Here is a 26,070-nt window from a genome sequence, read left to right on the forward strand (position 1 = left end):
AGCAACGCCTGCTGACCGCCTCGCGGTCCCGAGCCGGCCCGGTGCGGCCGGCCGGGGTCCGCTCCCGATTCCTGTTCCGCCGTCAGCGAGGAACGCGTCATGCGCAGAATTGACGAGTACCAGGCCTACTCCGTCGCCGATCCCCTGTTCTTCGAGACCCTGGGACGGGCCTCGTTCGACGCGGACCTCCAGCACGAGCTCTCCGAACTCGTCGGTGCCGAGGGGGAGGTCACCGCCTCCGGGGTGTGGGCCGGGTGCCGGCCGGTGGCCGCGCCCGCGCTGCCCGCACACGGCTGGAAGATCCACGTCTCGGCGGTCCCCGAGGACGCGCCGGCGGCACTGCGGGCCGTGGCGGCCGAGTTCCGCCGAACTCCGTTCCATTTCAAGTGCCTTCGCTCCACCCGGCTGGTCCGTCTGGGGGCGGCGCGGTGGTGGCCGCCCGGGCAGATCGGCAAGGTCGTCGTCATCTACACGCACTCCGCCCGGCAGTGCCGTGAGCTTCTGGCCCGCCTGACCGGCCCGCTCGCACATGTCCGGGGACCGTACGTGCTGACCGACCGACGCTACGGCGACTCCGGCTGCCTGTACTACCGGTACGGCGAGTTCACCCCGTCCGGGGCGGTGGCTGCCGACGGGACGCCGCTGCCCGTTCTGCACGGGCCGGACGGCCGGCAGTGGACCGACGAACGGGTGCCCGTGTACCGGCGGCCGCCATGGGTCCCGGAGCTGTTCGACGAGGAGCAGCCGGCCGCCGCCGGCTCGCACGTGCTGCACGGGTACCAGGTCGTTCGGGCGCTGCACTATGGCGGGGCGGGCGGGGTCTACCTCGCGCGGCGGGTCTCGGACGGCCGTCAGGTCGTGCTGAAGGAGGCCCGCCCGCACACCGCGCACGCCGAGGACGGCTCCGACGCCCAGGTGCGGCTGCGGCGCGAGTTCGACGCCCTGAAGCGGCTGCGCGGCACCGGGGCGGCACCGGAGCCGCTGGAGCTGTTCGAGGAGTGGGAGCACCTCTTCCTCGCCGAGGAGTTCGTCGACGGGCAGCCGCTCATCAGCTTCATCGGCCTGCGCAACCCGGTCGCCGCCAACGCCCTGAGCGCGCGGACGGCGGCCGAGTACACCGAGGTCGTCGACACGGTGGTGGACGGCTTGCGTGCCGCCCTCGCCGCCTGTCACGCGCGCGACCTCGTCCACGGCGACGTGTCGCTGACCAACGTCCTGGTCGATCCGCGGACGCTGCGGGTGCGGCTGATCGACTTCGAGTCGGTGCGGCCGCTGAACGCCCGTCAGGACCAGTACCCGCGGACACCCGGCTTCGCGCCCGCCGAGCCGGGCGGGACGTTCGACGGCCGGGCGTTCGACGAGTACGCCCTGGCGGCGGTCGAACTGGCGATGCTCCTGCCCCGCAACACCCTGCTCGCGCTCGACCCCCCGGCGCTGGCCCGCTCCACGCGGCACGTCGCCGGACTGCTGCGACGGCCGGTGGACGGGCTGTTCCGCACGCTCGGACTGCCCCTCGACGAGTCCCCCGAGGACCGTCTCGACCTGCCGGCCGCCGTGGCCCGCGCCGTGGCGTTCATCGAGGCGGTCATGACGCCGGAACGCGACGACCGGCCCTTCCCGGCCGACCCCGCCGTCTTCCGCACCAACCCGTGGTCGGTGGCCCACGGCGCGGCCGGCGTCCTGCGGGCCGTGCACGGCGTCACCGGACACTTCCCGGAGCCGATCCGGGACTGGATGAACCGGGCCGAACCGGCACTCGACCGCCTCCCGCCCGGCCTCTGCTTCGGGCTGGCCGGCGTTGGCTGGACGCTGTGCGACGCGGGCGAGAGCGACTGGGGCGCCGCCGTCCTGAACCGCGCGCTGCGCACGACCACCGCGCTGCCCGCCGACCTCGCCACCGGCGCGGCCGGGCTCGGCCTGGCCTGCCTGGCCGTCTGGCGGCGAACCCGGGAAGGACGCTACCTCCATGAGGCCGCCCGGATCGGCGACGAGCTGATCGCCGACGCCCGGGACACCGGCCAGGGCCTCTTCTGGCCGGACGCCACGGGCCGGGCGCCGCAGGTCGGCTACGCCCACGGTTCCTCGGGCATCGCCGCGTTCCTGCTGTACCTGTCCCGCGCCACCGGCGACGAGGCGTACCTGCGCATCGGCCGGCGGGCCCTGGAGCACGACCTCGCACAGGGCGTCGTCCAGGACGACGGGATGTTCTCCGTGCCCGGCCGGGTCGGCAGCGAGGTGTACTCCCCGTACTGGCTGCGCGGCTCCGCGGGCGTCGGCACCGCCCTGGCCCGCTACTGCCGGCTGCTGCCGGACGACGCGCCGCTGCACCGGGCACTCGACGGGATCCTGCGCCGCGGAGTCGGCGGAGTCACCATCACCACCGGCCTGTACCGCGGCATGGCCGGCCCGACCAACCTCGCGCTCGACTGCGCCCAGTTGCTCGACCGGCCCGAGCTCCGGGAGCCGGCCCTGCGCGGCGCCCGGGCGATCCTCTCCCTGGCCGGCCACCGGCCGGAGGGCCTGGCCTTCCCGGGCGAGAGCCTGCTGCGCTACAGCACCGACTTCGCGACCGGAAGCGCGGGCATCGCGCTCGTCCTCGACCGGCTGCACCGGGGCTCGGCGGACTTCAACTACACCCTGGACGAGCTGCTGCCCGCCACGACCGGGCCGGCCCCCGGCGGTGTGCCGGCGCCCGCGAGCGCGCCGAGGTCCGGGAGCGTGCCGACCCCCGCGGGCGGCCGCGATGCGTGACGACGCGCTGTCCGTCATCGTCTGCGGGGCGAGCGCCGCGCTCGACCTGCCCGGTTACCTGGTCCGGCTGCGCCAGCGCGTCCAGGCACCGCTGCGACTGCTGCTCACCCACAGCGCGGAGCGGTTCCTGCGCACCGAGGCGCTCTCCTGGCACGCCGAGGAGACCTACGGCCCGGGCGACCGGCTCAACCCCACCGAGCTCGCGCTGCGCTCACGCGGCCTCGCCGTCCTGCCCGCCACGGCGAACATGCTGGCCTGCGCCGCCCTCGGGCTGGCCGGTTCGCCCGCGCAGACCGCCCTGCTGGCCCACCCGCGGCCGGTGCTGTACTTCCCGAGCATGAACGCCGTGATGTGGGACAAGCCCGCCACCCGGCGTCACGTCGCCGCGCTGCGCGCCGAGGGGCACGTCGTCGTCGATCCGCAGCCCGGTGAGGTGTACGAGCTGTGGAGCGCGCGGGTGGTCGACGGCCGCGGGCTGCTGCCGCCGGACCGGGCGGCGCTGGCGGTCGAGTCCTGGTGGCGGACACTCGACGAGCCGGGGGAGCGGACCGGGGGGCGGCCCGATGGCGGTTGACCTCATCAAACGGCACCGGGCGGCCGCGGCCGGCGCCCCTGTCCGGCGCCGCCCGCACCGCGCCGGGCCACTGCGGCACCGGGACTTCCGGCGGCTGTGGCTCGGCGCGGGCCTGTCCAGCCTGGGCTCGCAACTCACCGCGCTGGCGATGCCGTTGTGGATCCTCGACCGAACCGGTTCACCGTCCGTCGCCGGCCTGGTCGCCACCGTGCGGCTCCTCGCGGTGTTCGCGAGCCAGCTGCCGGCGGGCGCCCTCGCGGACCGCCGGCACCGCCGGACCATCCTGATCGCCGCCGACGCGGGCCGGGCGGTCGCCGTCGGGGTACTGGGCCTGATGGTGCTCGACGGCGGCCGCGGCCCGGTCCTGCTCGCCTGCGCACTCGCCACGGCGGAGGGGTTGCTGACCGCGGTCGCGATACCGGCGGGCTCGGCCGCCCTTCCCCGGCTGGTGCCGCGCCGGGAGCTGGACTCGGCCGTCGCCGTCGGCCAGGGCCAGGCGTACGTCGTGCAGTTCCTCGGACCGCTGCTCGGCGCGGCCCTGTACCGGTTCCAGCCGGCCGCGCCGTTCCTGCTCGACGCGCTGTCCTACCTGGTGTCGCTGGGGCTGCTGCTGACGGTCCGCCGCTCGCTGGGCGGTGGTGTCGGCGGGGCGGCCGGGACACGGCTGCGGACGGCCGTCGCCGACGGCCTGCGGTACGTGCTCGGCTCCCGTTACCTGCGGGCCCTGATGGCCTGGTCGGCCCTGGTGAACTTCGCCACCGCCGGCATCGCCTTCGTGCTCGTCCTCGTCGCCGGCCGCGACCGCCCGCAGTCGCTGGGGCTGGCGTTGGCCGTGACCGCCCTGGCCGGCCTGGCCGGCGCGCTGCTGGCCCCCCGCTTCCCCCGGATCTCGGACGCCCGGCTGCTGCGGGTGGTCACCGCGATGATCGTCGCCGTCGCGGGCGCCGCCGCCCTGCGGCCGTCACCCGTCGTGATGACCCTCTGCACGGCGGCGATCGCGCTGGTCAGCCCGGCCGTCGTGATCCGGACCAACGCCCGGGTCCTGGGGATGGTCCCGGACGCGCTCATGGGCCGGGTGCAGAGCTCCCTGCTGGTCGTCGGAGGCCTGCTCTACCCGTTCGCCACCGTGGCCACCGGCTGGCTCGACGAACGCTTCTCGGCCCGCGGCGCGATGGCCGTCCTCACGGTCGTCCTCGCCGCTGTCCTCGCACTGACCTTCCTGCCCGGCCTGCGCCACCCTCCGCCGGCCGCCGAAGCCGGACCCGACGGTCTTGCGCCACGGGCCCCGGCCCCGTGAGCTGCCAACTGAACGTCAGAAGGGCTTCGGAGAGCGTTCATTGACGTCCAGGCGGCCCGCCGAGTGGTCTCGGCCGGCCGCGGCGGCGCGGCAGTCCAGCGGTGCGCAGGACGGGCGACATGATGTCGTTCCAGCTCAACGCCCACACCACGGGAGAGTTCCATGGACCAGGCCGTCACCGACAGAGGCACCTCGACGCAGGCACAGACCTCGACGCCCTACGTCTTCAGCGACTGGCAGCCATGGTACGTAGGGGTCGATCGCGCGGTGGGCACGGCCGATCTCGCGTTCGATGCCGTTCCGTCGGTGCTCACCGCGCCGGTCGCGCGAAAGCAGTACGTCAACGTGCTGCGCGTCGACCTGACGAACCAGAACGTCTCCTTCTGCACCACACCGAAGGGTGGGTCGTACCAGACGTGCGGAGACACGATCACCGGATTTCTGAGCAAGGAGACGGACGTGATGGTCGCGATCAACGCGAACTTCTCCTGGTACGACGACGATGTCGCCAACGGCAACTTCTCGCTGATGGGGCTCGCCATCTCGAAGGGAAGTGTCGTGTGCGATCCCACCCAGCCGGCGCCGCCGTTGATGCAGGGCGCCGACGTGCGAGACCAGAACGACGTCGGCGCGATGGCGATGATGATCTCGGAAGGCAACGCGGTGACCTTCCAGCTCGTCACGCAGGACAATCCGGCGGATCTGTCGAATGCCTACACGGCGATCGCGGGCAGCCCGCAGCCCGCTTCGGTCCAGAGTTCGGGCAATAGCTGGCCCCCTCAGGAGCAGGTGGAGGGACAGCCGATCCTTCTGGTCGACAACGGAGTCAACCAGGCGAGACCCGAGCAGTGTCCCGTCGAGGAGATCGCCGGGCGAACCGCGGTCGGCCTGAGCGCCGACAATCAGTACCTGTACCTGGTCACGCTCGACGGGTGCGAGAACGCCGCATGGCATTACGGAGGGGGCTACTACGACATCGCGCAGTGGCTGATCATCGCCGGCGCCTCCACGGGGCTCAATCTCGACGGCGGTGGCTCCACCGCGATGGCGTGCAGCGTCGTCGACGGCGGTCCGGTCCTGATGAACATCCCATTCGGCAAGGAGACGCAGGGGACCGCGGGCACCCAGCGCGCCGTCGGGAGCTTCTTCGGCGTGGTCACGCAGCGGCTGTCGTAGTCGGGTCGAGCGATCGAGCTCGGAGGCCGGGCGATCAGGACCGGGGACCCGGGGAGGGCCCGGGGTTCCTGGGTGAAAGCCGGTCAGAATCGGCAAGTACGTTGAGTGATCGGCCCGTTACTGCTTACGGTGGTGGGTGTCGCTCACGCGGGAGCAGGGACATCCCCTGGTGCCGGGAGCCGGTGGAGCGGCGGCCATGGCAGCGGAGAGGAGAGGTGCCGGGATGGACACGACCGCGAACGGCGGAGGGCACGGTGGAGGAGACGGCAGCGGTGGCGACGGGCACCCCGGGACGCCCTGGACCCCGCCGCCCACCCCGCCGTCCCCCGACGGCTCTCCGCCCCCCGGCGACGGAGGCCACCGCAAGTGACGCTCGCACCTGAGCGGGAGGAGGGCCGCCCCGCGCCGGGGCGGTCCTTCCCCGTCGCCGACGACTGGGCGCCGGCCTTCGCCGCCGTCCCGCGGTCGCTGTTCCTCCCGGACCTGGTGTGGGCGCACGACATGACCACCGGCGCCAGCCGCCCCGTCGACCGCGCCCAGGACGGGCCCGGCTGGCTCGCCGCGGCCGCCGCGGACATCCCGGTCGTCACCCAGTGGGACGACGGCCGGCATCAGGGCGTCCTCCCCGGCACGGTGCCGACCAGCTCCGCCTCGCAGCCCTCCCTGGTCGCCTCGATGCTGGACGACCTCCGGGTCGAGGCCGGGATGCGGATCATGGAGCAGGGCACCGGCACCGGCTGGAACGCGGCGCTGCTCACCCACCGCCTCGGCGACGCCAACGTGGTCACCGTCGAGATCGACACCACGGTCTGCCGCCTGGCCCGCGCCGCACTGGAACGCGCCGGATTCCGGCCCGAGGTGGTCTTGGGCGACGGCGCGCTCGGCTGCGAACCCGGCGCCCCCTACGACCGGATCATCGCCACCTTCGGCCTGCGCGACATCCCGTACAGCTGGATCCGGCAGACCCGGCCCGGCGGGCTGATCCTCGCCCCGTTCGGCACGCACTACTCCAATGCCGACGCACTCGTCCGCCTCACCGTTCACGGCGACGGCACCGCGAGCGGTCCGTTCCTGCGGCCCGTCGAGTTCATGAAGATGCGCTCCCAACGCCTCCGGTGGCCCCGGAGCCCGGCCGACGGCGGCAGCGTCGTCGAGCAGACCACCACCACCGACCTCCCGCCGCTCGGCAGGTTCGACACCTTCCCGTCGGCCGCGGGCCTGTGCCTGCGGGATGTGACGCACGCCGTCCAGCCGCACGAGGACGGTAGCCGCACCCTGTGGCTGTACTCCCTCACGGTCCCGGCGTGGGCCGCGGCGACCTTCCGCGCGGGGGAGAGCGAACACCTGGTCCGCCAGTACGGCGGCCGCCGGCTGTGGGAGGAGTTCGAGCGGACTCTCGCCTGGTGGCGCGACGCGGGCATGCCCGGCACCGACCGCTTCGGGCTCACCGTCACCCCGGACGGCTGGTACGCCTGGCTGGACGATCCCGCCCAGGCGATCTGACCACCCCGGACCACCCTGCCGACCACCCAGTGCTCGACGTAGTCGGCGAAACTCTGCAGGTCGGCGGCGGAAGCGGCGTAGGTGACCAGCGCGAACGCCGCCGAGGACGGCCCGGCCGAGAGCCCGCCCGTGGCGCGCGCCGGTGATCTGCGTGAAGGCGTCCATCGCCCGTCGGACGGCATGGACGAGGCCGGCACCCGTCGTGTCGGGGTGCCGGCCCAGGGCCGCCCGTCAGAGGAGGCCGAGCTTCTCCTGGACAGCCATGGCGAAGGCCGCGACAGCCAGGAAGGAACCCGCTGCGCAGGTGAGCGCCTCAAGGCCGGTCGCCTGAAGATGGCGCCCCAGCGTGAAGGCGGTGAGAGCGGCGACGAGGCCGCTCAGGATCGCGATGACGAGCGCCATGACCTTGACGGTGCGGCTCGGGCCCGGAGGCGTGGACGCGGGCGGGGTGGTGGTGGTCATGAGCAGTGATCCGTCCTTCTCGTCGCTGACTCGTCCTCGGAACGGGGGCCGGTCGGTGGACGGGCGGGGGCGGACTCAAGGGACCCGCCCGGTGGTTCGTCGCCGCTCTCCTCGTACCGGCGCAGCGGCACGGACCCGTGCGTTCCGGGTCATCCGCTCACCTCGTGCGGCCGGTGCGCCGCCGCGTCAACGCTACGGAATCCGACCATGGCTGAGGAATCGTCAAGAAGGCGATGGCCGAAGGGCCATGGCCGGCGTGGGGATGGACGGAGAGTGGATGTCGCAGGCCGGTCCGGCCTGCCACGGTGGAGTCATGAATCCGCAAGCCGCTCCGCGAGAGAGCGCACAAGATCGGACCCATCGCATGCTCGTTCGAGCCCTGGCCGCACTGAGGGGCGCCCAGTTCCTGCTCTGGCTCACCGTGCTCCCGCTGCGGGCCCTTCCGGACCGCCACACCGGCATCATCGTGGGCGGCTACATCGCGGCCGCGCTCTTCGCGGCGGCGATGTTCACCGTGGGCATGCGCCGCCGCACGCTGTCGCCGCGCTGGATCGCGGCCGACGTGGCACTGGCCGTCGTGTACGCCGTGGTGGTCAGCCGCAGTTACCCGCCCGCCGACGCGGCCTCGATCACCAACTGGGTGATCCCGCCACTGTGCGGGGTGACCGTCACCGCGGCCATCTACGGTGCTCGGTTCCGCACCGCCGCGGTGGGCGTCGTCGTCGCCTCCTGGCTGGCGGGCGCGTGGCCGGCGCTCGGCACACCCCACGGCCAGGAACTCATCTCCAACACCACCATGATGACCGTCTTCGCGGGCGTCGCAGGGCTCACCGGCCGTCTCCTGCTGCAGGCGGCCCAAGCCGCGGACAGCGCGACCGCCCGCGCGGTGGCCGCCGAGCACCAGGCCGCCCGCGCGGGGGAGCGCGCCGAACAGGCCCTGGAGTTCCACGACTCCGTCCAGCTGACGCTCGACACGATCGCAGCCGGCCGGTACTCCGCGGAGAGGAACCAGTGGCTGGCTCAGCGGGAGGCCGACTACCTCCGCGTACTGACCACCAGCCGCAAGAACGGCGACCGGGCCGAGCTCGCCACATCACTGGCCCGCATGATCCGCAACCATCCCGCCCAGGAACTGATGAGGCGCGGGGTGGAGTCCAGGATCGACGTCCTCCCCTCGGGCCTGCCGCCGGACGTCGTGGAAGCGCTGACCAAAGGAGCACGCGAAGCGCTGAACAACGTCGTCAAATACGCGCAGACGGACGAGGTCTGCGTGACGGCGGCAGCGACCGAGGGCGGCGGCGTCCGAGTGGCCGTCATCGACCAGGGCATCGGATTCGACACCGAGGCCCAACCCCCAGGACTCGGAACCACCCTCTCGATCAAACGCATCGCAGCTCTCGGCGGCGAGGCCGTCGTCGTCAGCGCGCCCGGAGAAGGAACCACCGTGGAGCTGACATGGAACAGCTGATCAGCATCGGAGCCATCGACGACGACCGGATGGGCCTGGAGGGCAAGGCCCTGTGGTTCGAGGTCAGGAGCAACGTGCGGGTATCCGTCACAGCGGCCTCGGTCGCCGAGTTCCTCACGGCGCGACCGTCGCCCGGGATCGTCACCCTCGACCTGAACCTCGGCGACGGCACCCTGCCCGCCGACAACGTCCGCGCCCTGATCCGGGCGGGACACGAGGTCATCATCGTGACCGTGGTCCCGGAGAAGAAATGGATCATCGAGACCACCGAGGCCGGCGCGTCCGCGTACCTCACCAGCCGCGCCTGCAACCTCGACAGACTCGTCGACATCATCCAGGCCCTCGACCGCGGAGAACTGCCGACGACCGCCGAACACGCCTTCTGGCTGGCGCAGGACGACCGGCCCGACCGGCCCCGCCTCACCCCCACCGAAAGCCAGGTGCTGCGGCTGATCGGCGACGGGAGCAAGCAGGAGACCGTCGGACGCCGCCTGGGAATCGCCCGCAGCACGGTGGCAAGCCACCTGACGAACATCCGGGGGAAGTACAGCGACGCGGGACTTCCCTACGCCGGCGCAGCCGACTACCGCGACTGGGCGAAGCAACAGGAACTGGACCGCGACCGGCACGACCCGACGAGGAACACCGACCCCGAAGCCTGACGGGTCACGCCTCCCGCTCCCGGCGTCCGCTGCGCTGGTGACCGGAGTGGACCGGGACCTCCCCCTGGTCGTGGACCCCTGTGGCCCTTGACCGCGGCGCGCTCGGCGTCGAGGCCGTGTTCCCGGCGGCGAATGGCAATGCGGCGGCGCCGGCCGGGGTGGTCGGCACCCTGCTCGCCCGGCTCGTCGCCGGCCGGGTCCAGCGGCCCGTCACCGCGGCCGGCGCGGCCGCACGCGCACTCGGCGCCGGAGACCTGACAGTCCGCCTCCCGGTGTCCGGCCGAGACGAACTCTCCGATCTGAGTTCCTCGTTCAACCAGATGGCCGACCGCCTGGCCGAGACGATCGAGGAGCTCACCCGGCACGAGGCGCGCCGGCGGCAGTTCGTCGCGGACGTGAGTCATGAGCTGCGTACCCCCACCGCCTCGCTCCTGGCGGCGGCGACCGCGCTGGAGTATCCAGCCACCAGGGACGGCGCCGCGTCACTGATCGCCCCTCAGCTCCGGCGGCTGGCCACGCTGACCGAGGATCTGCTGGAGATCTCGCGCATGGACGCGGGCGAGGCCACCGTGGTCCTGCAGCCGATCGATCTTGCCGACCTGGTCGCCGACGTCGTCGCCCACAGCGAGTCACCCGAGTCGGTGGCGGTCCGGACCGAAGGCGACACCGGCGCCGACGTCGATCCGCGCCGGATGCATGCCGTCGTCACCAACCTGGTCTCCAATGCGCTGTGTCACGGCGCCGCACCGGTGGAGGTGACGGTCCGCGGGGTGGAACACGTCGTTGTCGTCCGCGTCGCCGACTCCGGGCCCGGCGTACCCGAGGAACTGCGCGAACGGGTCTTCGATCGCTTCGTACGGGCCGATCCCGCGCGCGCTTCCGGGCATGGCGCCCCGGGCGGTACCGGCAACGGGCTCGGACTGGCGATCGCGCGGGAGAATGCGCGGCTGCACCACGCCACGCTGACCCTCGCGAACGAGCCGGGCGGCGCCGTGTTCACGCTGACCGTACCGAAACGGTGACAGGCCGCTTCGCGTGGCCGGCGGTCACGTGCTGTGGGGCAGGTAACGAACCCCCTGGTGCAGGACACCGCCGACCACACGGGGCCGTTCAAGCCCTGCATGCGACGGCCCCGACGCCGACGGTCAGCGCCGCGAGCCGGGCCCGAAGGGGGCGGGCGGCCTGCGCCGGGGCGGTGTCGGCCCCGGCGCCACGCTCAACGCTCTGGTCGGCCCGATCGTCTACTGCGCCCTGACGGGATCGAGTATCCCCCGCGGTCTGGTGGACACCCTTGTCGAGGACGTGCTCAGGCCCCGCTCAAAGTGAGCGAGGGCCGCCCTCGGGCCCCTGACCCCGGCGAGGCGACGGGCCGTGGAGCCCACCGGCCGCCCAGGGTGGCGAACCGGCCGTACTCCGCCTCTGGCTCAGGCCACTCAGGTCACCACCTCCTCGGTCACGGTGACGGTGACGAGGCCGACGTTGTCTCCCAGGCAGCGATCCTGATCGTTGATCCGAACGAAGAGCGTTCCGTCGGCGTCGGCTGTGTACGTGCCGCCCGCAGCTTCGTGTGCCGGGAACTCGACGCCTGCGACATCAGCCACGTCGGAGCCCTCGGTACCGACGGCGGCGAGGAGTTGGCCGTACGCTCCGCTGTCGGCGATCTTGCATCCCGGGGCGACGGCGTGGTCGGTGTCTGCCGGATATCCCCGGATGCCGACCCGATCGAACATCCGGCGGTCGACTGTCCAGGAACCGGCGACCGGCTTGATCGTCACCGTCTGCCCCTTTGTGACGTGCAGTCCGGTATCCCGCCAACCTGCCGTGGTCGAGCTGACGGTGATGTCGAACCTCCGGGGGTGGAAGCTGCCACTGAGGCCGTCGGCGTACTTCAGATGCCCGCAGTCCGCCAGTTGGGTGATGATCTCGATTCCCGATCCGCAGACGCGCATCGCACCGGCCCACTCCTGTGGGGTGACTGGGTCGCCCGGTGAGGAGGCGCGCTGACCCGGCCGTCCCCCGAAGGTGGCGCAGACGGGGTCGACCTGGCCCGAGCCGCTCCAGCAGTAGGACTGGGAGCGGTCCTCCAGCTCGGCGGGCACGTAGGAGGGCTGACGTGGTCCGAGCGCTCGGGCTGCGGCGCCGAGGGCCTGCCGAGGAGGTCCCTGACCGGGTGCTGCGTGCACGGCCGGCGAGTCGCTGTCGAACATGGGGTCGCCGAACAGCAAGACCTTGTCGATGCGAGGGTAGAGCGGCCTCAGTTCGGTGTCCGCCAGCGCGTCGCCGAGGACCCAAGCGCCCTCGGAGTAGCCCGCGACGACGAGCCGCTGGTTCGGGCAGAGCGCGGCCTGCGTCCTGATGTGGTCAACCGCGACCTTGGCGCCGTTCAGCTCGTTGGCGTGCAGGCCCGGTGGCAGCCCGGCCTCACCGGTCAATGGCTCCGGAATACCTGCCTCGGCCCGCTTCACCTGCTCCGTCGTCACGGACGACCAGAAGACCTGCTCGAACGGAAGGGGGTCGTAGGCGCCGGCCGGTGTGGCGGACAACCACTGAACGGCGAGGTTCTCCGAACCGACTGCGTCCTGCAGTTCGGGGATGACCTTGTTCTCGAGGAAGTCGACCGTCGGCCCTGAGTCGATCGCGGGGATGACACGGACACCGCGGATCCCGATGAAGACGTACGGCCGGCAGTCCCCCTGCTGCTGGGTCTCGGCCTGGAGTCCGGACGCCGCCCCGACTGCCGGCAACTCGTTGGTGCCCCCGATGGCGATGACCAGCCCACCGACCGTCACGAGAGCCGTCACACATCGCCCGAATCGCGAGGCGCTCCGCGGACGCGTACCGGGAGCACCCGCAGATCTGGTGCGGGGCAGGCGGAGTAGGCGCATGGCTGACCTCCGGTGAGCCCGATTCCCTGCTGAGTGGGCGCAGCGGACCCGACAGGGTAGAAGTCCCATGGCCTGCACGATGGTGCGAGGCCGCCGCCCTGTCTCCCACGCGCCGTGGGGATGGCGTCAGGTCTCCAGCATGTGCCGTTCGAAGGGCAGCGGCAAACCAAGGCGCCTGCCGGACGGGGAGGCCCCAGCGGATGCCGACCCCGAAACCCCGTGGTGCGATGAAGAGTGGTTCGCTGCCGGGCGGCCCCACGCTCCCCACGGCGCCGGTTCACCCACGGCTCGCGGCCCCGACGACACGTCAGACTCCCGTCAGGAGAAGCTGATGGTACGCGCAACGGTCCTTCCTGCCAGGGTCGGCACGGGCAGGAGTCGACGACACCCCCTCCGTCGATCGTGCATCCTCCTCGCGGCGCTCCTGCTGTCCCTGGCGGGCAGTTGCGGTGCCGATGCCGGGCTCCCGGGCCTTTCGGGCCAGGTCGCGGCGTGGTCACAGAGTCATGTCCCGGCATGTCTGCGCACGAGCCCGGCCGCCGCCGGCCCGCACGACACGTGGACCTCGGTCGCCCCCGCCCCCACCAAGCGCTACCTCCTCGGCGCGACCACGGGCTGTGACGGCACTCTCTATGCCATGGGCGGACTCGCGGCCACGAGCGAGAACCCCACGCCGACCGACGTCGCCCTCACCGACGCCATGGAGGCGTACGACCCGGCCGCCGGGACGTGGACCGCGGCGGCTCCGCTGCCGACCGCACGGGTGGGCCTCGCGGCCGTCACCGGACGGGACGGACGGATCTACGCCATCGGCGGTAGCCCGAACGAACAGTTCCCCCCCTCCGACGTGGTCGAGGTGTACACCCCCGGCACCGACACCTGGGAGACCGCCGCGCCGCTGCCCATCCCGCTGGCGGACGTCAGCGCTACGACCGACTCGGCGGGGAACATCTACGCCTTCGGCGGAGATGTGACGGAGATCTACGACGCGGACACGAAGACGTGGAAGACGGCGCCTCCGATGCCGACACCGCGCGAACGCGCGGTGGTCACCGCCGGGACTGATGACCGGATCTACGTCATCGGCGGCTTTCCCGCCTCCGGCGATGCGGCCGGTCCGCTGCGAACGGTCGAGGTCTACACACCGGCCACCGGCCGGTGGAGCAGCGCCGCATCCCTCCCGCACCCAGCCGGCCAGGCCGCAGGAGTGACGGCTCTGGACGGCCGCATCTTCGTCTTCGGCGGCAACCCGGACGACGGCGCGGCACCCAGCGCCGCGGCATACGTCTACAGCCCTGCGACGGACGACTGGGCGACGGTGACGCCGATGCCCCGGCCCAGGAACACCCATTCCGCGGCGATCGGCCCCGACGGCCGGATCTACCTGGTCGGCGGCGACCAGGGCACCACGGACGCCGAACTCGGTGTGCTGCGGAACGTCGACGCCTACACGCCGTGACGCTCCACCGCGCAGATCCGGCACCACCGTTCCGCCGCCCGGCCCAAGGACATCGACACCTACGGCGGCGGATACGTCGACGACTACCTGTGATCCTGGAACCGGGCTGCGCCAGCGACGACTACGACCTCGTCGAGCCGGAGGAGGAACGCACGGAGGCCTTCGAGTACCTCCGGAACGGGGAAGCTCGACCGACAGTGGCGAGTTCCTCTACTGGCCGTGGCCGGTCTCCGGGGCGGCGGAGCCCGTCGCCTTCCGCCAGGCGGCGTCGACGACGGCCAGGGCCGGGCCGACCGTCTGCGCGTCGCGGCGTTTGCGCCAGTGTTCGTGGGCAGCCTCCCGCAGCCTGTCGAGGGCTCCGATCCGGTCGATCGGCGGCGGGGCGAAGCGGCCGCCCGCAGCGCGGACGTGCTCGTCCCATCGGTCCTGCCAGAACTCGACCTCCCAACCGGGCCAGCGCGCGGCCATCTCGTAGGCCTCCGTCTGGCGGCCGTTCAGCCACCATCCCACCCGGCGGCGCACCGGATCGACATGGATGCCGGACGAGGGAGAGAGCCGGCAGGTGCCGTGGTTGGGGGCACCTGCCAGGCGGTCGAGCAGCGCGGGCCCTTCGGCGACCGGGTTACGGCCCAGGTCGGCGACCAGATGGCAGCGGTCCGCGCCGACCGTGACGAGGCTGACGAGGGGGTCGGGCTCGGACGCCTCCGGGTCTGCGGGGCAGACCGGCGGGCCGGGGTACACAATCCCGTCACGTGAACGGACCGTCGCCGGGTCCAGCCCCAGGTACTCGCGCAGTTCGGCCGGACCGTCGTAGGCCCACCGCAGCTCCCAGCCGGGCCAGGTGTGTTCCAGCAGCTCCAGAGCCGCGGAGCGCAGTCCGGTGGTCACGGTCGGCCCCGCCGTGACGAAGAACAGCAGCACCCGGCGGCGCAGGTCCACCAGGGCCGCCGCCTCACACCAGACGTCGTCGTGCCAGCGGCTCCGGGCTCCGTCGTGGGCACGGATGAACGGGAGCACGACATCGGGCCCCGCCAGGAGATCGATGTCCAGCCCGAACGCGCCGAAGCGCGAGTCGTACAGCTCGTGTTCGTCCTGCTCCGAGACGACCACGTACGTTGCCCATTCCGTCATGTCGGCGAGGATTTCAGCATGTGCCAGGTCTGCCAACCGAATTCACGGGCTCACCGCGACGCCGACGGTCCGGCCCACAGCTGTCGGGCGCCAGGCGCTGCCCGCAGGCTGCGCGACGACACCGCGCAGCCGGAGTACTGAGCCGAGGCCAGGGGACCAGCGGGGGCGTGCGCACCCGAGGCCCTGCCCGCAGGCTGTCGCTCGACACCGGCTGTCCTGAACGCCGGCTGCTCCACCTGCGGAGGCTTCACACACCGGCGGCGATGATCACGGCGTCCGTGGCGAAGCCGAGCAGGAGCCCCAGCAGGATCATCCACGTGGTCAGCTCCTTCATGGCCGCGCGGCGGGCGACGGCGAGGAGCTCGATGATCACGTAGAGGATGGAGCCGGCGGCGAGCCCCAGGAACGCGACGCTGAGGAATTCGTTCACCACCTGCTGGCCCACGAGAGTGCCGACGAAGGTCGGGCCGCCGCCGATGAGACCGAGCAACGCGAGGAATCCCCAGGACGGGCGCTCGCCCTCGGCGGCAAGCGGGGCGACGATCCCGAAGCCCTCGGTCGCGTTGTGCAGGCCGAAGCCGATGACCAGCAGGAGGGCGAGGGAGATCTCGCCCGCCGCGGCGGAGTTGCCGATGGCCAAGCCCTCGGCGAAGTTGTGCAGGCCGATACCGGTGGCGATCATCAGGGCCAGGCTCGCGGCTCGGGAACGGGACCGCGAGGCCAGTTCCTCCGGGACGGCCGACGCTCCCGGCCCGTCGGACGGCAGAACCGGCGGGTGCCGGCGCCGGGCGATCCACCGGTCGTAGTACACCAGGCCGAGAAGCCCGAGGGCCAGCCCGGCGGTGAGCACCAGGCCGCCACTGACGGCGGTGATCCAGTGGTGGTCGCCCAGCGCCGAGTCGGTCGGTTCCCACGCGGCGGTGAGAACATCCCAGAGCAGGAAGAGCAGGACGCCGATGGCGACCGCATTGAGCGCTGCCCTCAGGCGCGGAGCGGGGTTTCGCATCCGGCCGATCGGAAGCCCGAGGTAGATGGTGAGACCGGCGATGGCACCCAGCAGGGCGATCTGCGGACCGGACATGGCGGGCTCCGTGGAAGCGCGACGAGGAGGGCAGGCTCGGCCCCTGTTGATTAGGCTTACCTAACAAGCCTGACCCCGCTCGACCTCCTGCGCACCCCGGTGCGGCCGGGCGGTCGGCGCACCCGAAGGCGGTGGGCGGACCTCCCGCAGGGCGACTCCGCCGGTCCGTCAGTGCTGGCTGTTGCGGAAGCCGATCACGACGGCGCCCCACCAGCAGACCTGGGAGACGAGGGCGGTGGTGGCGCCCCAGACCAGCAGGCGCGTGGTCAGCGGGGTGGGGCCGTGCTGCGCCATGCGTCTGTTCAGGAGTCCGGCCTGGAGGCCGTTGACGGTGAGGACGAGGACCAGGGCCAGTTTGATGCGGGTGATCGACGAGGCCAGGTCGGGCTCGAGCATCACGCCGCTGGCGACGAGTCCGCCGAGCCCGGCCCAGATCGGGACGTGCAGGCGGGAGGTGGTGGCGAGCGTCTCGTGCAGGGTGCACCGCCTCGTCATCCAGAGCAGCCCGTGGTAGTCGGCGCCCAGGACCGCGCCGAAGCCGAGGGTGAGCGAGGCCAGGTGGACGAAGAGGGCTGCCGTGTGCAGGGCGGGGTCCACCTCGACGTGCGCGGAGATCCACGCGCACATCGTGAGGCCTGCGCAGGCCATCACGGCCGCGGCGGCGACCGTCCACCACGCGTCGTGCAGGCCCAGCGGCCGGGCGGGCTCGCCGGCGGGCCTCCCGGATGCGGGGAGAACGGACACTGACGGCTCCGAGGGCGGAACGGGCACGGACGCCTCCAAGACGGCTCACGAAAAAGTCAGGTAAGGCTTACCTATATCGCCGAGCCCCGGTCAATTCGGGATGCCGCGAGTCGGCCCCTGCGGCCCGAAGCGTGTCCGCATCGACGCCCGCCTGAAATCTGACGTTATGAAATGTTGTGAGGTGGGCCTTCCTTGTCCTAGTCTCCGGCCGTCCATCCGACCTTGAGCAGAGAACGAACCCGCCACCGCCAGGCGCTCGGTCTGGTCGCCCGCATCGGCGAGGTCGTCGAGAGCGTCCGTCAGTCCGTACCTCTTCGTTTCGACCGTCCGCGGCCCCAGCGCTGGCGGACCCTCGCGGAGGTCCGATTCGGCCAGGGTGCGGGCACGCCGCAGCCGTCGACCCGGCAAGGATCACGGCGAGCGCATCGGGGAAACGGTCGTGGGCAAGACGGCGAGCCTGGTCGACGGGGTCCGGGTTCATGCCGGTCGGGGCCCAGGAGCCTTGATCAATGGCCGCCGGGTTTCCGCCCCGCGCCTCGCCGAGTGGTCCTGAAGCCTCAGTAGACACTGTCTACCGAGAGCTGATAGACAGTCACCATGGAGAGTGAGAGCTCCCTCCGGGAGCGGTTGATCGACGTCGGGGTGGACCTTGTGATGACCGAGGGTTCGGCGTCGCTCGGGCTGCGGGAGATCGCCCGCCGGGCGGGGGTGTCGCACGGGGCTCCGCGTCGGTACTTCCCCACCCATCACGCCCTGCTCTCCGCGATCGCCCGCCGTGGTTTCGCGGGGCTCGAGACCCTGTTCGCGGCTGCGACCGGCGGAACGACCTCGCCGCGCGGCCAACTGCACGCGCTCGGGCGGGCGTACGTCGGCTACGCGCTCGCGCACCGCGGGATGTTCGAGCTGATGTTCCGTCACGATCTGCTCGACAGTGAGAAGCACGGATCGGACCAGCCGCGACTGCGGGAGTCGACGCTCCCTCTGTTCGAGCTCACGGTCGGGCTCGTCGCCGACTATCGGGCGGAACAGGCCGTCGCCCGTCGCCCGTTCGCGCCGAGCGACACCGGCCCGCCGCCGGCCGTGACGGCCGCAGCCCTCTGGGCGAACCTGCACGGTGTCGCCCAGCTGTGGGCGTGGGGCAGTCTGCAGCTCGCCCTCGACGCCCCGCCGGCCGGCGGTACACCTGACCGCGACGGGCTCGACCCGGTCGTCGCCGCGGTGCTGGACGCGCATCTCGGACCGGTGAACGCGTGAACCCCCAGCGCGATCGGGGTGGCCGCGGGGGCCGGCCCCGATCGTCGGCGGTGTCCTGGTCACGGCTCGCCCCCGGAGCTCACCGAGCGGCGTCGGCCGGCTGAGCCGGGCCCGCGCCCGCCGCCGAGCGTCCGTTCAGGCGTCGAGAAGCGCGCGGACCTTGTCGCTCTGGAGCCTGACGAGGGCCTCATCGTTGACGGGAAGCTGCGCGGCCTTCTCCGGCGGGGTCAGCGAGCTCGGCATGTCCCCGATCGACATCACGGTCACCGTGATGTTCTCGCAGCGCACCACGGTCACGGCCACGGCATGGTCCACGCCGCGCCCGCCGACGGTGTTCGTCCAGGTCTGGAGGTACGAGAGCGACTCGTCGCCTGCGGTCACGTCGGGAAGTCTGGTCGTCTTCCGTTCCTCCACCGGTGCGCCGTCCGCGTAGTCCACCGACATGGTCGGGCAGTCGTCCAGGGCCTTGCGCAGGGAGGCCAGGTGCGCCTCGGCCTCGCCCGCGGAACGGCGGCCGATCCCGATGGAGCGGATCACGAGGACCGATCCCAGCTTGTGGATGTTCATCGACGCCGAGACCTGTGCCGGATGCGGGGAAGTGCCCTGGAGCGGCCGGCAGCTCTCGGGAACGACGGGCTCCCGGAACTGGCCGGGCTCCTGCTCGATCCGCCGGTCGCCGTTGGTTCCGTACCCGACGGTCCGGGCCTCCTGATCGGTCAGCAGGGCGTGCGCCAGTGCTCCGCCGGAGAGCAGCTGGACCTCTCGGGGCGAGGCGGGCGCCGACGCGGTGGCCGGCCGGGCCTCGCCGCCCGGTACGTCGTTGCCGGCCGTGCAGCCGGTGCCGAGCCCGAAGGCGGCCACCGCCGCCGCAGCGCTCGCGGCGATCCGGTTCCTCAGGCTCATGTCCGTCCCCCTCGGTTCAGCCGTCCCAGACCTCGCGGAGCGTACAGACCACGCCCGCCGCGGAACAAACGGCGGCCCTGGGCTCGTCGCCCGACCAGAAGGCCATCGGCCGCTTCGAACGGCCGGACGTCCATGGGGCCAAGATTCCCCGCGTCGTGTGTGACCAACATATGAGTCAACTATGAGTAGCGCACGAAACGATCAGTGCACGGCCCGGGTCGAGGGCACTGTGCTCGGCTGAGTCCCGCGCCACATCAAGGGGAGGAAATCTCATGACGGCAAGTCAGTTATCGGGTTCGCGTCTGCGGAGGACAGGGGTGCGGGCCGCCGTGGTGTGCGCCGCGGCTCTCGCAGCGGTCGGCCTGTCCGGTGCGGAGGCGATGGCCCTGGACCCCGGTACCACGGCCGCCACCTTCACCCTTGCGCAGCCCGACTCGTACGCCGGTGACATCGGAGCTTCCTCCACCGTCCGGTTGGCGCTGCGCGGTGACGGAAACCTGATGCTGTACACCGTCAACGACACCGTGGGGGACCTGCTGTGGGCCAGCGGGACCGGCGGCAGGGCGTGACCCACGTGGACGGGTCGCGGTCCGGCTACGCCAAACTGCTGGACGCCTCCAACAACGTCGTGTGCACCCTCGGCAAGCTCAGCCCCGCCCCGGGCGGCACGGTCCGAATCCAGGACGACGGCAACGTGGTCTTCTACGACACCAACGGGAACGCCACCTGGGACACCGGCACCTACGGCTTCCAGCAGGGCAATCTTGGTCCGCCCAGGGGGCGGCGGCGGGCGGGGCCGCCGGTCTGCCTGCTGGAAGCGCTCCTGGACCCTTCCGCGCCGCGGCACCGACGCGAGCCGGCGATTGGCCGACGACCACGAGCGAGCCGCGGTCGCCGTGCCCGGAGCTTCAGGCTCCGGGCACGGCACCGTCGTCAGCGCGCCTGGGCGGCTGCTTCGGCGTCCGAGTTCTGGATGCCGAGGTTGGCGTAGGCCACGGGGTTGGCGTACTCCCAGACCTTGACGACCTTGCCGTCCTCGACCTCGACTCGGAAGATGTACACGTTGCGGTAGACCAGCTTCTCCGCGGTGGCCAGGATGTCGCCGTTGGCCTGCAGGAAGACCGACTTGGCGTCCGCACTCACCGTGTAGACCTTGTCGAGGAAGGCGACGTGGTCGAACTTGGCGGCGACGGACTCGACGTAGCCCAGTACGTGCTCCTGGCCGTCGAAGACGTACCAGGGGGCGGGCGTGCCTTCGATGGAGAGCGGGATGGTGATGTTGGCGTGGGGCGCGAGGACGGCTCGCATGCTCCCGGGGTCGCGGCCCTCGAAGGCGGCGAAGAAGGCCTTCGCGGTGTTCAGGGCGGTGTCGTGGTGCGTGGTCATGTGACTCTCCATGGGTTCGGCGGCCGGAGCCGTGGATTCCACCCTGCGTGACCGGCGCGGATCGAGGGAGAGCCCCGGTCGGCGGGGGGTCTGGCAGTACCAGGCTGTGCCTCGCCGTGGAGGGGACAATGAGACGGTGACTCAGGACGGCACGGCACTCGGCCAAGCTCTGCGCCAATGGCGCGACCGGACCAGCCCCCAGGACGCGGGACTGCCCGTCGGTGGCGTCAGGCGGGCACCGGGACTGCGCCGCGAGGAACTGGCCCAGCTCGCCGGCCTCTCCGTCGACTACGTCATCCGCCTGGAGCGGGGCCGCGCCACCTCACCCTCTCCCCAGGTCCTGGCCGCGCTCTCCCGCGCGCTGCGGCTGTCGGAACCGGAGCGGGATCACCTGTTCCTTCTCGGTGGGCAGGCCCCTCCTGCCGCGGGCCGGGTCTCGCAGCACGTTCCGCCGAGCGTCCAGCGGCTGCTCGACCAGCTGCGGGACACCCCGCTCAGCGTCCACGACGCGGCCTGGAACCTCATCTCCTGGAACCCCCTGTGGGCCGCTCTGGTCGGCGACCCGTCCCCCTGGCGCGGAAGAGAACGCAACGTCGCCTGGCGGCACTTCACCCAGCTGGCCGGCCGCGTCACGCACACGCCCGAGCAGCGGGACCGGTTCGAGACGGCGCTCGTCTCCGACCTCCGCTCGTCCAGGGCCCGGTACCCGCAGGACGGGCCGCTGCGATCACTGGTCGCCGACCTGCGACGCGAGAACGGCCGCTTCGACGAGCTCTGGCGCTCCCACACCGTGGGCTTCCACACCACCGACAGCAAGACCATCCACCACCCGGCCCTCGGCGCCGTCACGGTGGACTGCGACACCCTCACCGTCCCGGGCAACGACCTGCGCATCGCCCTCTGCTCGGCGCCGCCGGGTACCACCACCCCGGCACAGTTCGCCCTCCTCGCAACCATCGGCATCCAGGCCGTCGCACCCACGGACACGGCTACCTCCCGGCGTCCGCCCGGGGCTCGCGCGGGCCGCGGAACGGCAGCGTCCGGCTGAAGACGAGGTTGGTGGTCGTGCTCCCGAAACGGGCCAGCGCGTCGACGATCTCCTCAAGATGGGCCATCGAGGTGGCCGCCACCTTCAGGACGTAGCAGTCGTCCCCGGTGGTGCGCAGGCACTCCAGGATCTCCGGGCGCTCCGCGAGCAGCCGGCGCAGCGGTTCGTGCCGGATTCCCGGGTACTTCAGCCGGACGACGGCCAGCGCCACATACCCGGTGCGTTCGAGATCCACCTCCGCCCGGTACCCCGTGATCACCCCGGCGGCCTCCAGCCGCCGCACCCGCTCCGTCGTCGCCGACGCGCTCAGGTTCACCCGCCGCGCCAGCTCGGTGTACGCGATCCGGCCGTCCCGCTGAAGCTCGTCCAGGATCGCCCAGTCCGTCGCGTCAAGATTCCCGGTCATCCAGCCAGATTACCGGGGAATCCACGGGGGAACCGCGCCAGAACGGGCGGGAATCCCTTCTGGCGGCCGGTCTCGCCTGGCTAGGCTGAGCGCTGTGAAGATCGGAGTCAACGTCCCCAATTTCGGCCCCGGCACCGACCCGGGGGTCCTGCGGAGCTGGGCCCAGACCGTGGAGGGCCTGGGCTTCGACCTGCTGATGGTCTCGGACCACATCGCCATCACACCCGACGTCGCCGAACGGTATCCGGCGCCCTTCTACGAGCCCTTCACCACCCTGTCCTGGCTGGCCGGCATCACCACCCGGGTCCGGCTCGGCACGACGGTCCTCATCGCCCCCTACCGGCACCCGCTGCTCACCGCACGGATGGCGGCCAACCTGGACCGGCTGAGCGGCGGCCGGCTGGTCCTCGGCGTAGGGGTGGGCTGGGCGCGGCAGGAGTTCGCCGCCCTCGGGATCCCGTTCGAACAGCGCGGACGGCTGACGGACGACCACCTGCGGGCCGTTCGCGCGGCCTGGTCGGACACCGCGGACTACGGCACCCGGCGGATCCCGGTATGGGTCGGCGGCAACAGCGACGCGGGGCTGCGCCGGGCCGTGCGGCTCGGGGACGCGTGGCATCCGCTGCGCTGCACCATGCCCTGGCTGCGCGAAGCCGCGGTCAAGCTGAAGGCCTCCGCCCGGGAGCAGCACCTCCCCGTGCCGGCGCTGGCCCCCCGGATCGCTCTCAAACCCACCGCGGCGCCGGTCGGCGGACCGCAACGGCTCGCCGGGGAGGGCACGATCGACCAGATCATGGATGACCTCGACCAACTGCGGCTGCTGGGCGCCGAGAGCGTCGTCCTCGACCACTACCAGGGCGACCCCCGCGAGACCTGCCACCCGCAGGCCGGTTGGCAGGCCCTCGCCACGGTGGCCGCGCACTTCCACCCCGCCCGCACCTGACCCGCCCGCACCTGAACGGAGCAGTCATGACCACACCTGACGACCACACCCTCCTCCGTCGGGCCATCGCGCTCGCGGCCGAGGCAGGCGCGAGCGGCAACCCGCCGTTCGGGTCGCTGCTGACGGGACCGGACGGGACGGTGCTGGCCGAAGAGCGCAACACGACCCTCACCGACGACGACATCACCGCGCACCCGGAACTCAAGCTGGCGAGGTGGGCCGCGAGGGAGCTGGACGCGGCCACGGCCGCGGGGACCACGATGTACACCAGCTGCCGGCCGTGCGGGATGTGCGAGGCGGTCATCCAGTGGGCCGGGCTACGGCGGGTGGTGTTCGCCCTGTCCGACGAACAGCTCCTGGACATCAGACCGGGCAGCGGCCGGCCGCCCGTTCCGCAGGAAGGTCCCGCGCTGCTCGACGAGGTGCGGGCCGTGGTCGAGCCGTACTACCGCTGACCGCCTCCGGTGCCGGCCGCGCTGGAAGGGCTCCAGGACCGGGCGCGGAGCCGCCTCGGCGCCGCGCCCCGCTCAGCCCTCCCGCAGGATGCCGCCGTTGGGGAGCCGGGCGGCGCGCAGCGCGGGCAGCGTGGCGACGGCGGCCGCGGTGGCGGCGGTCACCACGGCGACGGCGATGATCGCGCTCGGTGAGGCGCCGTGGGCGATGCCCGCGCCGACGCCGCCCGCGCGGCCCTGCCGGTCGATCAGCCAGCGCGACAGCGGCAGCCCGACGGCGGTGCCGAGGGCGGTGGCGGCGAGGGCGAGCGCGGTGCCGCGGGTGGCCATCATGGCGCCGGCCTGGCGTGGGGTCAGCCCGATCGCCCGCAGCAGAGCCAGGTCGTGGTGGTGCTCGCGCAGGCCGGTGGCCGCGGCGGTCAGCACCTCGGCCAGCACGATCAGGCCCAGCAGGGCGACCAGGCCGATCACGGCGCCGCGCAGGGCGGTGAGCTGCGCGGCCGGGTCGGGGGCGGGTCGGACGTCGAGCCGGGAGCCGAGGCCGGTGCGGGCGGGGAGTTCGCGCTGGACGGTGGCGGGGTCGGCGCCCGGCCGCAGCACCACGCTGTAGAACGCCGGCCCGCCCGGGTCGCCGGGCCGGTCGAGGGTGTCGAGCGAGGTGGAGATGACGCGGCCGCCCTGGTCGGGCTCCAGGACGCGGCCGACGACGTGCAGGATGCGCGGGGTGTCCCCGGTGGTCACCCGCACCCATTGGCCGATCCTGACGTCCAGCAGGTCCAGGGCGCCCTGCCCGGCCACCGCCTCGCCGGGCCCGCGGACGGCGCGGCCCTCGACCACGTGGAAGGGATAGGGAGCCGCCGTGGTGCCCAGCGCCCGCAGCGTGAGGGTGGCGGCCTGGCCCGGCGCCAGGGTCTGCAGTTCGGCGCCGGGGTAGACCCCGGCGGTCGCGGGGTCGGCGGCGAGCAGCCGGCGCAACTCCTCGTGGTGCCGGGCGTCGTCCGCCGTCGCGGGGCGCACGGTGAGTGCCGCGGGCGTCACACCGCCGGAGTGCTGGGCGACGGCGTCGAGGGTGGCCCAGGTGCTCATGGCCAGGGTGCAGACCGCGACCGGTACGGCGAGCCGCAGGACGGTCACGGCGCTCGGACCGCGGTCGCGGACGGCGCTGCTGAGACCGAGGACCAGGGCCGGTGGCAGCCGGCGCAGGGCCCCGAGCCGGGCCGGTCGGGGGGCCGGGTCGCCGGGCACGGTGCCGTCCGCGGGCGGCACCGGGGTCACCCGGGAGGCGCGGTGGGCGGGCAGCGCCGCCGCCAGCCCGATCGCCGCCAGCGTGGCGACGGCGACGGCGCCGGTCACGGACGGCGCGACGGGCAGGAGCCGGTGCGGGGTCCCCGGGGCGGTGCCGAGGGTGCGCGACAGGTGGACGGCGAGGATCGCGCCGGCCCAGCCGATGAGCGCCCCCGTCCCGGCGAGCAGCAGGTGCTGTGCGGTGAACATCCGCACGACCTGACCGCGGGTGAATCCGAGCGCCTTGAGCAGGGCGATGTCGCCGGTCCGGGCCCGGATCCGGCCGCCCGCCGCGCCGGCGACCGCGAGGGCCGCGGCGAGCAGGGCGGCCAGGCCGCACAGGCCGAGCAGCAGGCCGGTGAGACGGTCGTCCTGCTGGCGCGAGGCGCGCGCCTGTGACCAGGTAGCCAGGCGGGTGACCCGCCCGGCGCCGACGGCGGTGACCGCGCGCTGGGCCGCGTAGTCGGCGGTGGCGGGGTCGGCCAGCCGGAGGCCGACGGTCCGGCCCTGGGCGGTGCGGTCGGGCTGGATCAGGTCGAGGGTGGCGGGCCGCACCCAGCCGAGGCCGAACCCGGCCTCGGGGTACGCGATCTGGTCCGGGCTGTCGGCGATGCCGAGTACTTCCAGGCCGACCAGCTGCCCGTGGGCGCCGAGCACGGCCAGCCGGTCGCCCGGGCGGGCCCAGGCCGCTTCGGCGGCGGAGCGTTCCAGCACCAGCCCGTCGGCGGTGCCGGCGTCCAGCCAGCGGCCCGCGGTGAGGAGCGGCCGCGGTGCGCCGGGGCCGTCCGCCCGTACGGTCAGGGGGATCCGGTGGACCGTGCCCTGGTCGACGGCGGCTGCCGCGGACCCGGCGGGCGCCGCCCGGTCGAGCCCGACCAGGGTCGCGTCGGTGGTGCGCTGCTGGGCGGTGACCGCGAGGACACCCGGCAGCCTGGCCAGCGCGGTGAGAGCCGGATCGTCCAGGCCCGGATCGTCGCGGGCCGGCGGGTTCCCGGCCGGGTCGTCCGCGGCCGGCCCGGGCGTGGGCGGCGGGCCGGTGTCGACCCTGACCTGTGGCGCGTCGGCCTGCCGGAACGCCCGCAGCCAGGGGTCGGTGGCGTTGTCCAGCAGCGTGCCGGCGAGCAGCAGGGCGGCCACCGTACCTGAGGTCCCACCACCAGCAGGGACGGCAGCCGGTGGGACCTCAGGTCGGCACGGATCC

At 72.8% G+C, this 26,070-nt stretch carries 24 protein-coding genes; 15 read left to right on the top strand and 9 right to left on the bottom strand.

Features of this window, described 5'->3' with window-relative positions; all coding sequences use genetic code 11:
• Positions 1–99 precede the first annotated feature (99 nt).
• From lanKC to OG871_RS35975, 5 genes are all read left to right on the top strand, one after another.
• Positions 100–2,751 (top strand): class III lanthionine synthetase LanKC, encoded by a 2,652-nt coding sequence (gene lanKC, locus OG871_RS35955; RefSeq protein WP_371502562.1) that lies wholly within the window; start codon positions 100–102, stop codon positions 2,749–2,751.
• Complete coding sequence (locus tag OG871_RS35960; protein WP_371502563.1) at positions 2,744–3,325, top strand: flavoprotein; 582 nt, start codon at positions 2,744–2,746, stop codon at positions 3,323–3,325. The genes lanKC and OG871_RS35960 overlap by 8 nt, the downstream gene beginning before the upstream one ends.
• Complete coding sequence (locus OG871_RS35965; RefSeq protein ID WP_371502564.1) at positions 3,315–4,622, top strand: MFS transporter; 1,308 nt, start codon at positions 3,315–3,317, stop codon at positions 4,620–4,622. The genes OG871_RS35960 and OG871_RS35965 overlap by 11 nt, the downstream gene beginning before the upstream one ends.
• A 162-nt stretch (positions 4,623–4,784) precedes the next feature.
• Entirely contained in the window at positions 4,785–5,798 is a 1,014-nt protein-coding gene (locus OG871_RS35970) for a phosphodiester glycosidase family protein (protein ID WP_371502565.1), read from the top strand.
• A gap of 366 nt (positions 5,799–6,164) precedes the next feature.
• A complete protein-coding gene (locus OG871_RS35975) occupies positions 6,165–7,301 on the top strand; it encodes a methyltransferase domain-containing protein (RefSeq protein WP_371502566.1) in 1,137 nt (378 codons plus the stop codon).
• A gap of 231 nt (positions 7,302–7,532) precedes the next feature.
• Here the strand turns inward: OG871_RS35975 and OG871_RS35980 are convergent, their stop codons facing one another.
• Complete coding sequence (locus OG871_RS35980; RefSeq protein WP_371502568.1) at positions 7,533–7,763, bottom strand: hypothetical protein; 231 nt, start codon at positions 7,761–7,763, stop codon at positions 7,533–7,535.
• A 364-nt stretch (positions 7,764–8,127) separates the two neighbouring features.
• Between OG871_RS35980 and OG871_RS35985 the strand changes: the two genes are divergently transcribed.
• The 3 genes from OG871_RS35985 to OG871_RS35995 all read left to right on the top strand — a co-directional run bounded on the left by OG871_RS35985 (position 8,128) and on the right by OG871_RS35995 (position 10,915).
• Positions 8,128–9,231, top strand: coding sequence for a sensor histidine kinase (locus tag OG871_RS35985; RefSeq protein ID WP_371502570.1), 1,104 nt, complete (start codon positions 8,128–8,130; stop codon positions 9,229–9,231).
• A complete protein-coding gene (locus OG871_RS35990) occupies positions 9,219–9,893 on the top strand; it encodes a LuxR C-terminal-related transcriptional regulator (RefSeq protein WP_371502572.1) in 675 nt (224 codons plus the stop codon). Before OG871_RS35985 ends, OG871_RS35990 begins: the two co-directional genes overlap by 13 nt.
• A 116-nt stretch (positions 9,894–10,009) precedes the next feature.
• Positions 10,010–10,915, top strand: coding sequence for an ATP-binding protein (locus OG871_RS35995; protein ID WP_371502574.1), 906 nt, complete (start codon positions 10,010–10,012; stop codon positions 10,913–10,915).
• Positions 10,916–11,326: 411 nt separating this feature from the next.
• On the opposite strand, the gene OG871_RS36000 is transcribed toward OG871_RS35995, so the two are convergent.
• Positions 11,327–12,358, bottom strand: a complete 1,032-nt coding sequence (locus OG871_RS36000) for a cutinase family protein (RefSeq protein ID WP_371502575.1) — start codon at positions 12,356–12,358, stop codon at positions 11,327–11,329.
• 1,057 nt (positions 12,359–13,415) lie between these two features.
• Between OG871_RS36000 and OG871_RS36005 the strand changes: the two genes are divergently transcribed.
• Positions 13,416–14,237, top strand: a complete 822-nt coding sequence (locus OG871_RS36005) for a Kelch repeat-containing protein (RefSeq protein ID WP_371502576.1) — start codon at positions 13,416–13,418, stop codon at positions 14,235–14,237.
• Between the two features lie 210 nt (positions 14,238–14,447).
• Here OG871_RS36005 and OG871_RS36010 read toward each other — a convergent pair whose 3' ends face one another.
• From OG871_RS36010 to OG871_RS36020, 3 genes are all read right to left on the bottom strand, one after another.
• Positions 14,448–15,368, bottom strand: coding sequence for a hypothetical protein (locus tag OG871_RS36010; protein ID WP_371502577.1), 921 nt, complete (start codon positions 15,366–15,368; stop codon positions 14,448–14,450).
• Positions 15,369–15,615: 247 nt separating this feature from the next.
• Complete coding sequence (locus OG871_RS36015) at positions 15,616–16,449, bottom strand: ZIP family metal transporter (RefSeq protein ID WP_371502578.1); 834 nt, start codon at positions 16,447–16,449, stop codon at positions 15,616–15,618.
• Between the two features lie 168 nt (positions 16,450–16,617).
• Positions 16,618–17,193, bottom strand: coding sequence for a hypothetical protein (locus OG871_RS36020; protein ID WP_371502579.1), 576 nt, complete (start codon positions 17,191–17,193; stop codon positions 16,618–16,620).
• 597 nt (positions 17,194–17,790) lie between these two features.
• On the opposite strand from OG871_RS36020, the gene OG871_RS36025 reads away from it, so the two are divergent.
• Positions 17,791–18,447 (top strand): TetR/AcrR family transcriptional regulator, encoded by a 657-nt coding sequence (locus OG871_RS36025; RefSeq protein WP_371502581.1) that lies wholly within the window; start codon positions 17,791–17,793, stop codon positions 18,445–18,447.
• A 135-nt stretch (positions 18,448–18,582) separates the two neighbouring features.
• On the opposite strand, the gene OG871_RS36030 is transcribed toward OG871_RS36025, so the two are convergent.
• Entirely contained in the window at positions 18,583–19,350 is a 768-nt protein-coding gene (locus OG871_RS36030; RefSeq protein ID WP_371502582.1) for a hypothetical protein, read from the bottom strand.
• 317 nt (positions 19,351–19,667) lie between these two features.
• On the opposite strand from OG871_RS36030, the gene OG871_RS36035 reads away from it, so the two are divergent.
• Positions 19,668–19,919, top strand: a complete 252-nt coding sequence (locus tag OG871_RS36035) for a hypothetical protein (protein ID WP_371502583.1) — start codon at positions 19,668–19,670, stop codon at positions 19,917–19,919.
• Positions 19,916–20,341, top strand: coding sequence for a hypothetical protein (locus OG871_RS36040; protein ID WP_371502585.1), 426 nt, complete (start codon positions 19,916–19,918; stop codon positions 20,339–20,341). Before OG871_RS36035 ends, OG871_RS36040 begins: the two co-directional genes overlap by 4 nt.
• Here OG871_RS36040 and OG871_RS36045 read toward each other — a convergent pair.
• Positions 20,284–20,736 carry a nuclear transport factor 2 family protein gene (locus tag OG871_RS36045; protein ID WP_371502587.1) on the bottom strand — a complete coding sequence of 151 codons (453 nt, stop codon included), beginning with the start codon at positions 20,734–20,736 and terminating at the stop codon, positions 20,284–20,286. The genes OG871_RS36040 and OG871_RS36045 overlap by 58 nt on opposite strands.
• Before the next feature lie 136 nt (positions 20,737–20,872).
• Between OG871_RS36045 and OG871_RS36050 the strand changes: the two genes are divergently transcribed.
• Positions 20,873–21,784 carry a helix-turn-helix domain-containing protein gene (locus OG871_RS36050; protein ID WP_371502588.1) on the top strand — a complete coding sequence of 304 codons (912 nt, stop codon included), beginning with the start codon at positions 20,873–20,875 and terminating at the stop codon, positions 21,782–21,784.
• Here the strand turns inward: OG871_RS36050 and OG871_RS36055 are convergent.
• Positions 21,726–22,190: an Lrp/AsnC family transcriptional regulator gene (locus OG871_RS36055; RefSeq protein ID WP_371502590.1), complete on the bottom strand. Its 465-nt coding sequence runs from the start codon at positions 22,188–22,190 to the stop codon at positions 21,726–21,728. The genes OG871_RS36050 and OG871_RS36055 overlap by 59 nt on opposite strands.
• Positions 22,191–22,284: 94 nt before the next feature.
• Here OG871_RS36055 and OG871_RS36060 point away from each other — a divergent pair, with 94 nt between their 5' ends.
• Positions 22,285–23,133, top strand: a complete 849-nt coding sequence (locus OG871_RS36060; protein ID WP_371502592.1) for an LLM class flavin-dependent oxidoreductase — start codon at positions 22,285–22,287, stop codon at positions 23,131–23,133.
• Positions 23,134–23,159: 26 nt separating this feature from the next.
• Positions 23,160–23,588, top strand: coding sequence for a nucleoside deaminase (locus tag OG871_RS36065; RefSeq protein ID WP_371502594.1), 429 nt, complete (start codon positions 23,160–23,162; stop codon positions 23,586–23,588).
• A 72-nt stretch (positions 23,589–23,660) separates the two neighbouring features.
• On the opposite strand, the gene OG871_RS36070 is transcribed toward OG871_RS36065, so the two are convergent.
• Entirely contained in the window at positions 23,661–26,006 is a 2,346-nt protein-coding gene (locus OG871_RS36070; protein ID WP_371502596.1) for an FtsX-like permease family protein, read from the bottom strand.
• Positions 26,007–26,070 lie beyond the last annotated feature (64 nt).

The organism is Kitasatospora sp. NBC_00374 (assembly GCF_041434935.1).
In the GTDB taxonomy this organism is placed as follows: domain Bacteria; phylum Actinomycetota; class Actinomycetes; order Streptomycetales; family Streptomycetaceae; genus Kitasatospora.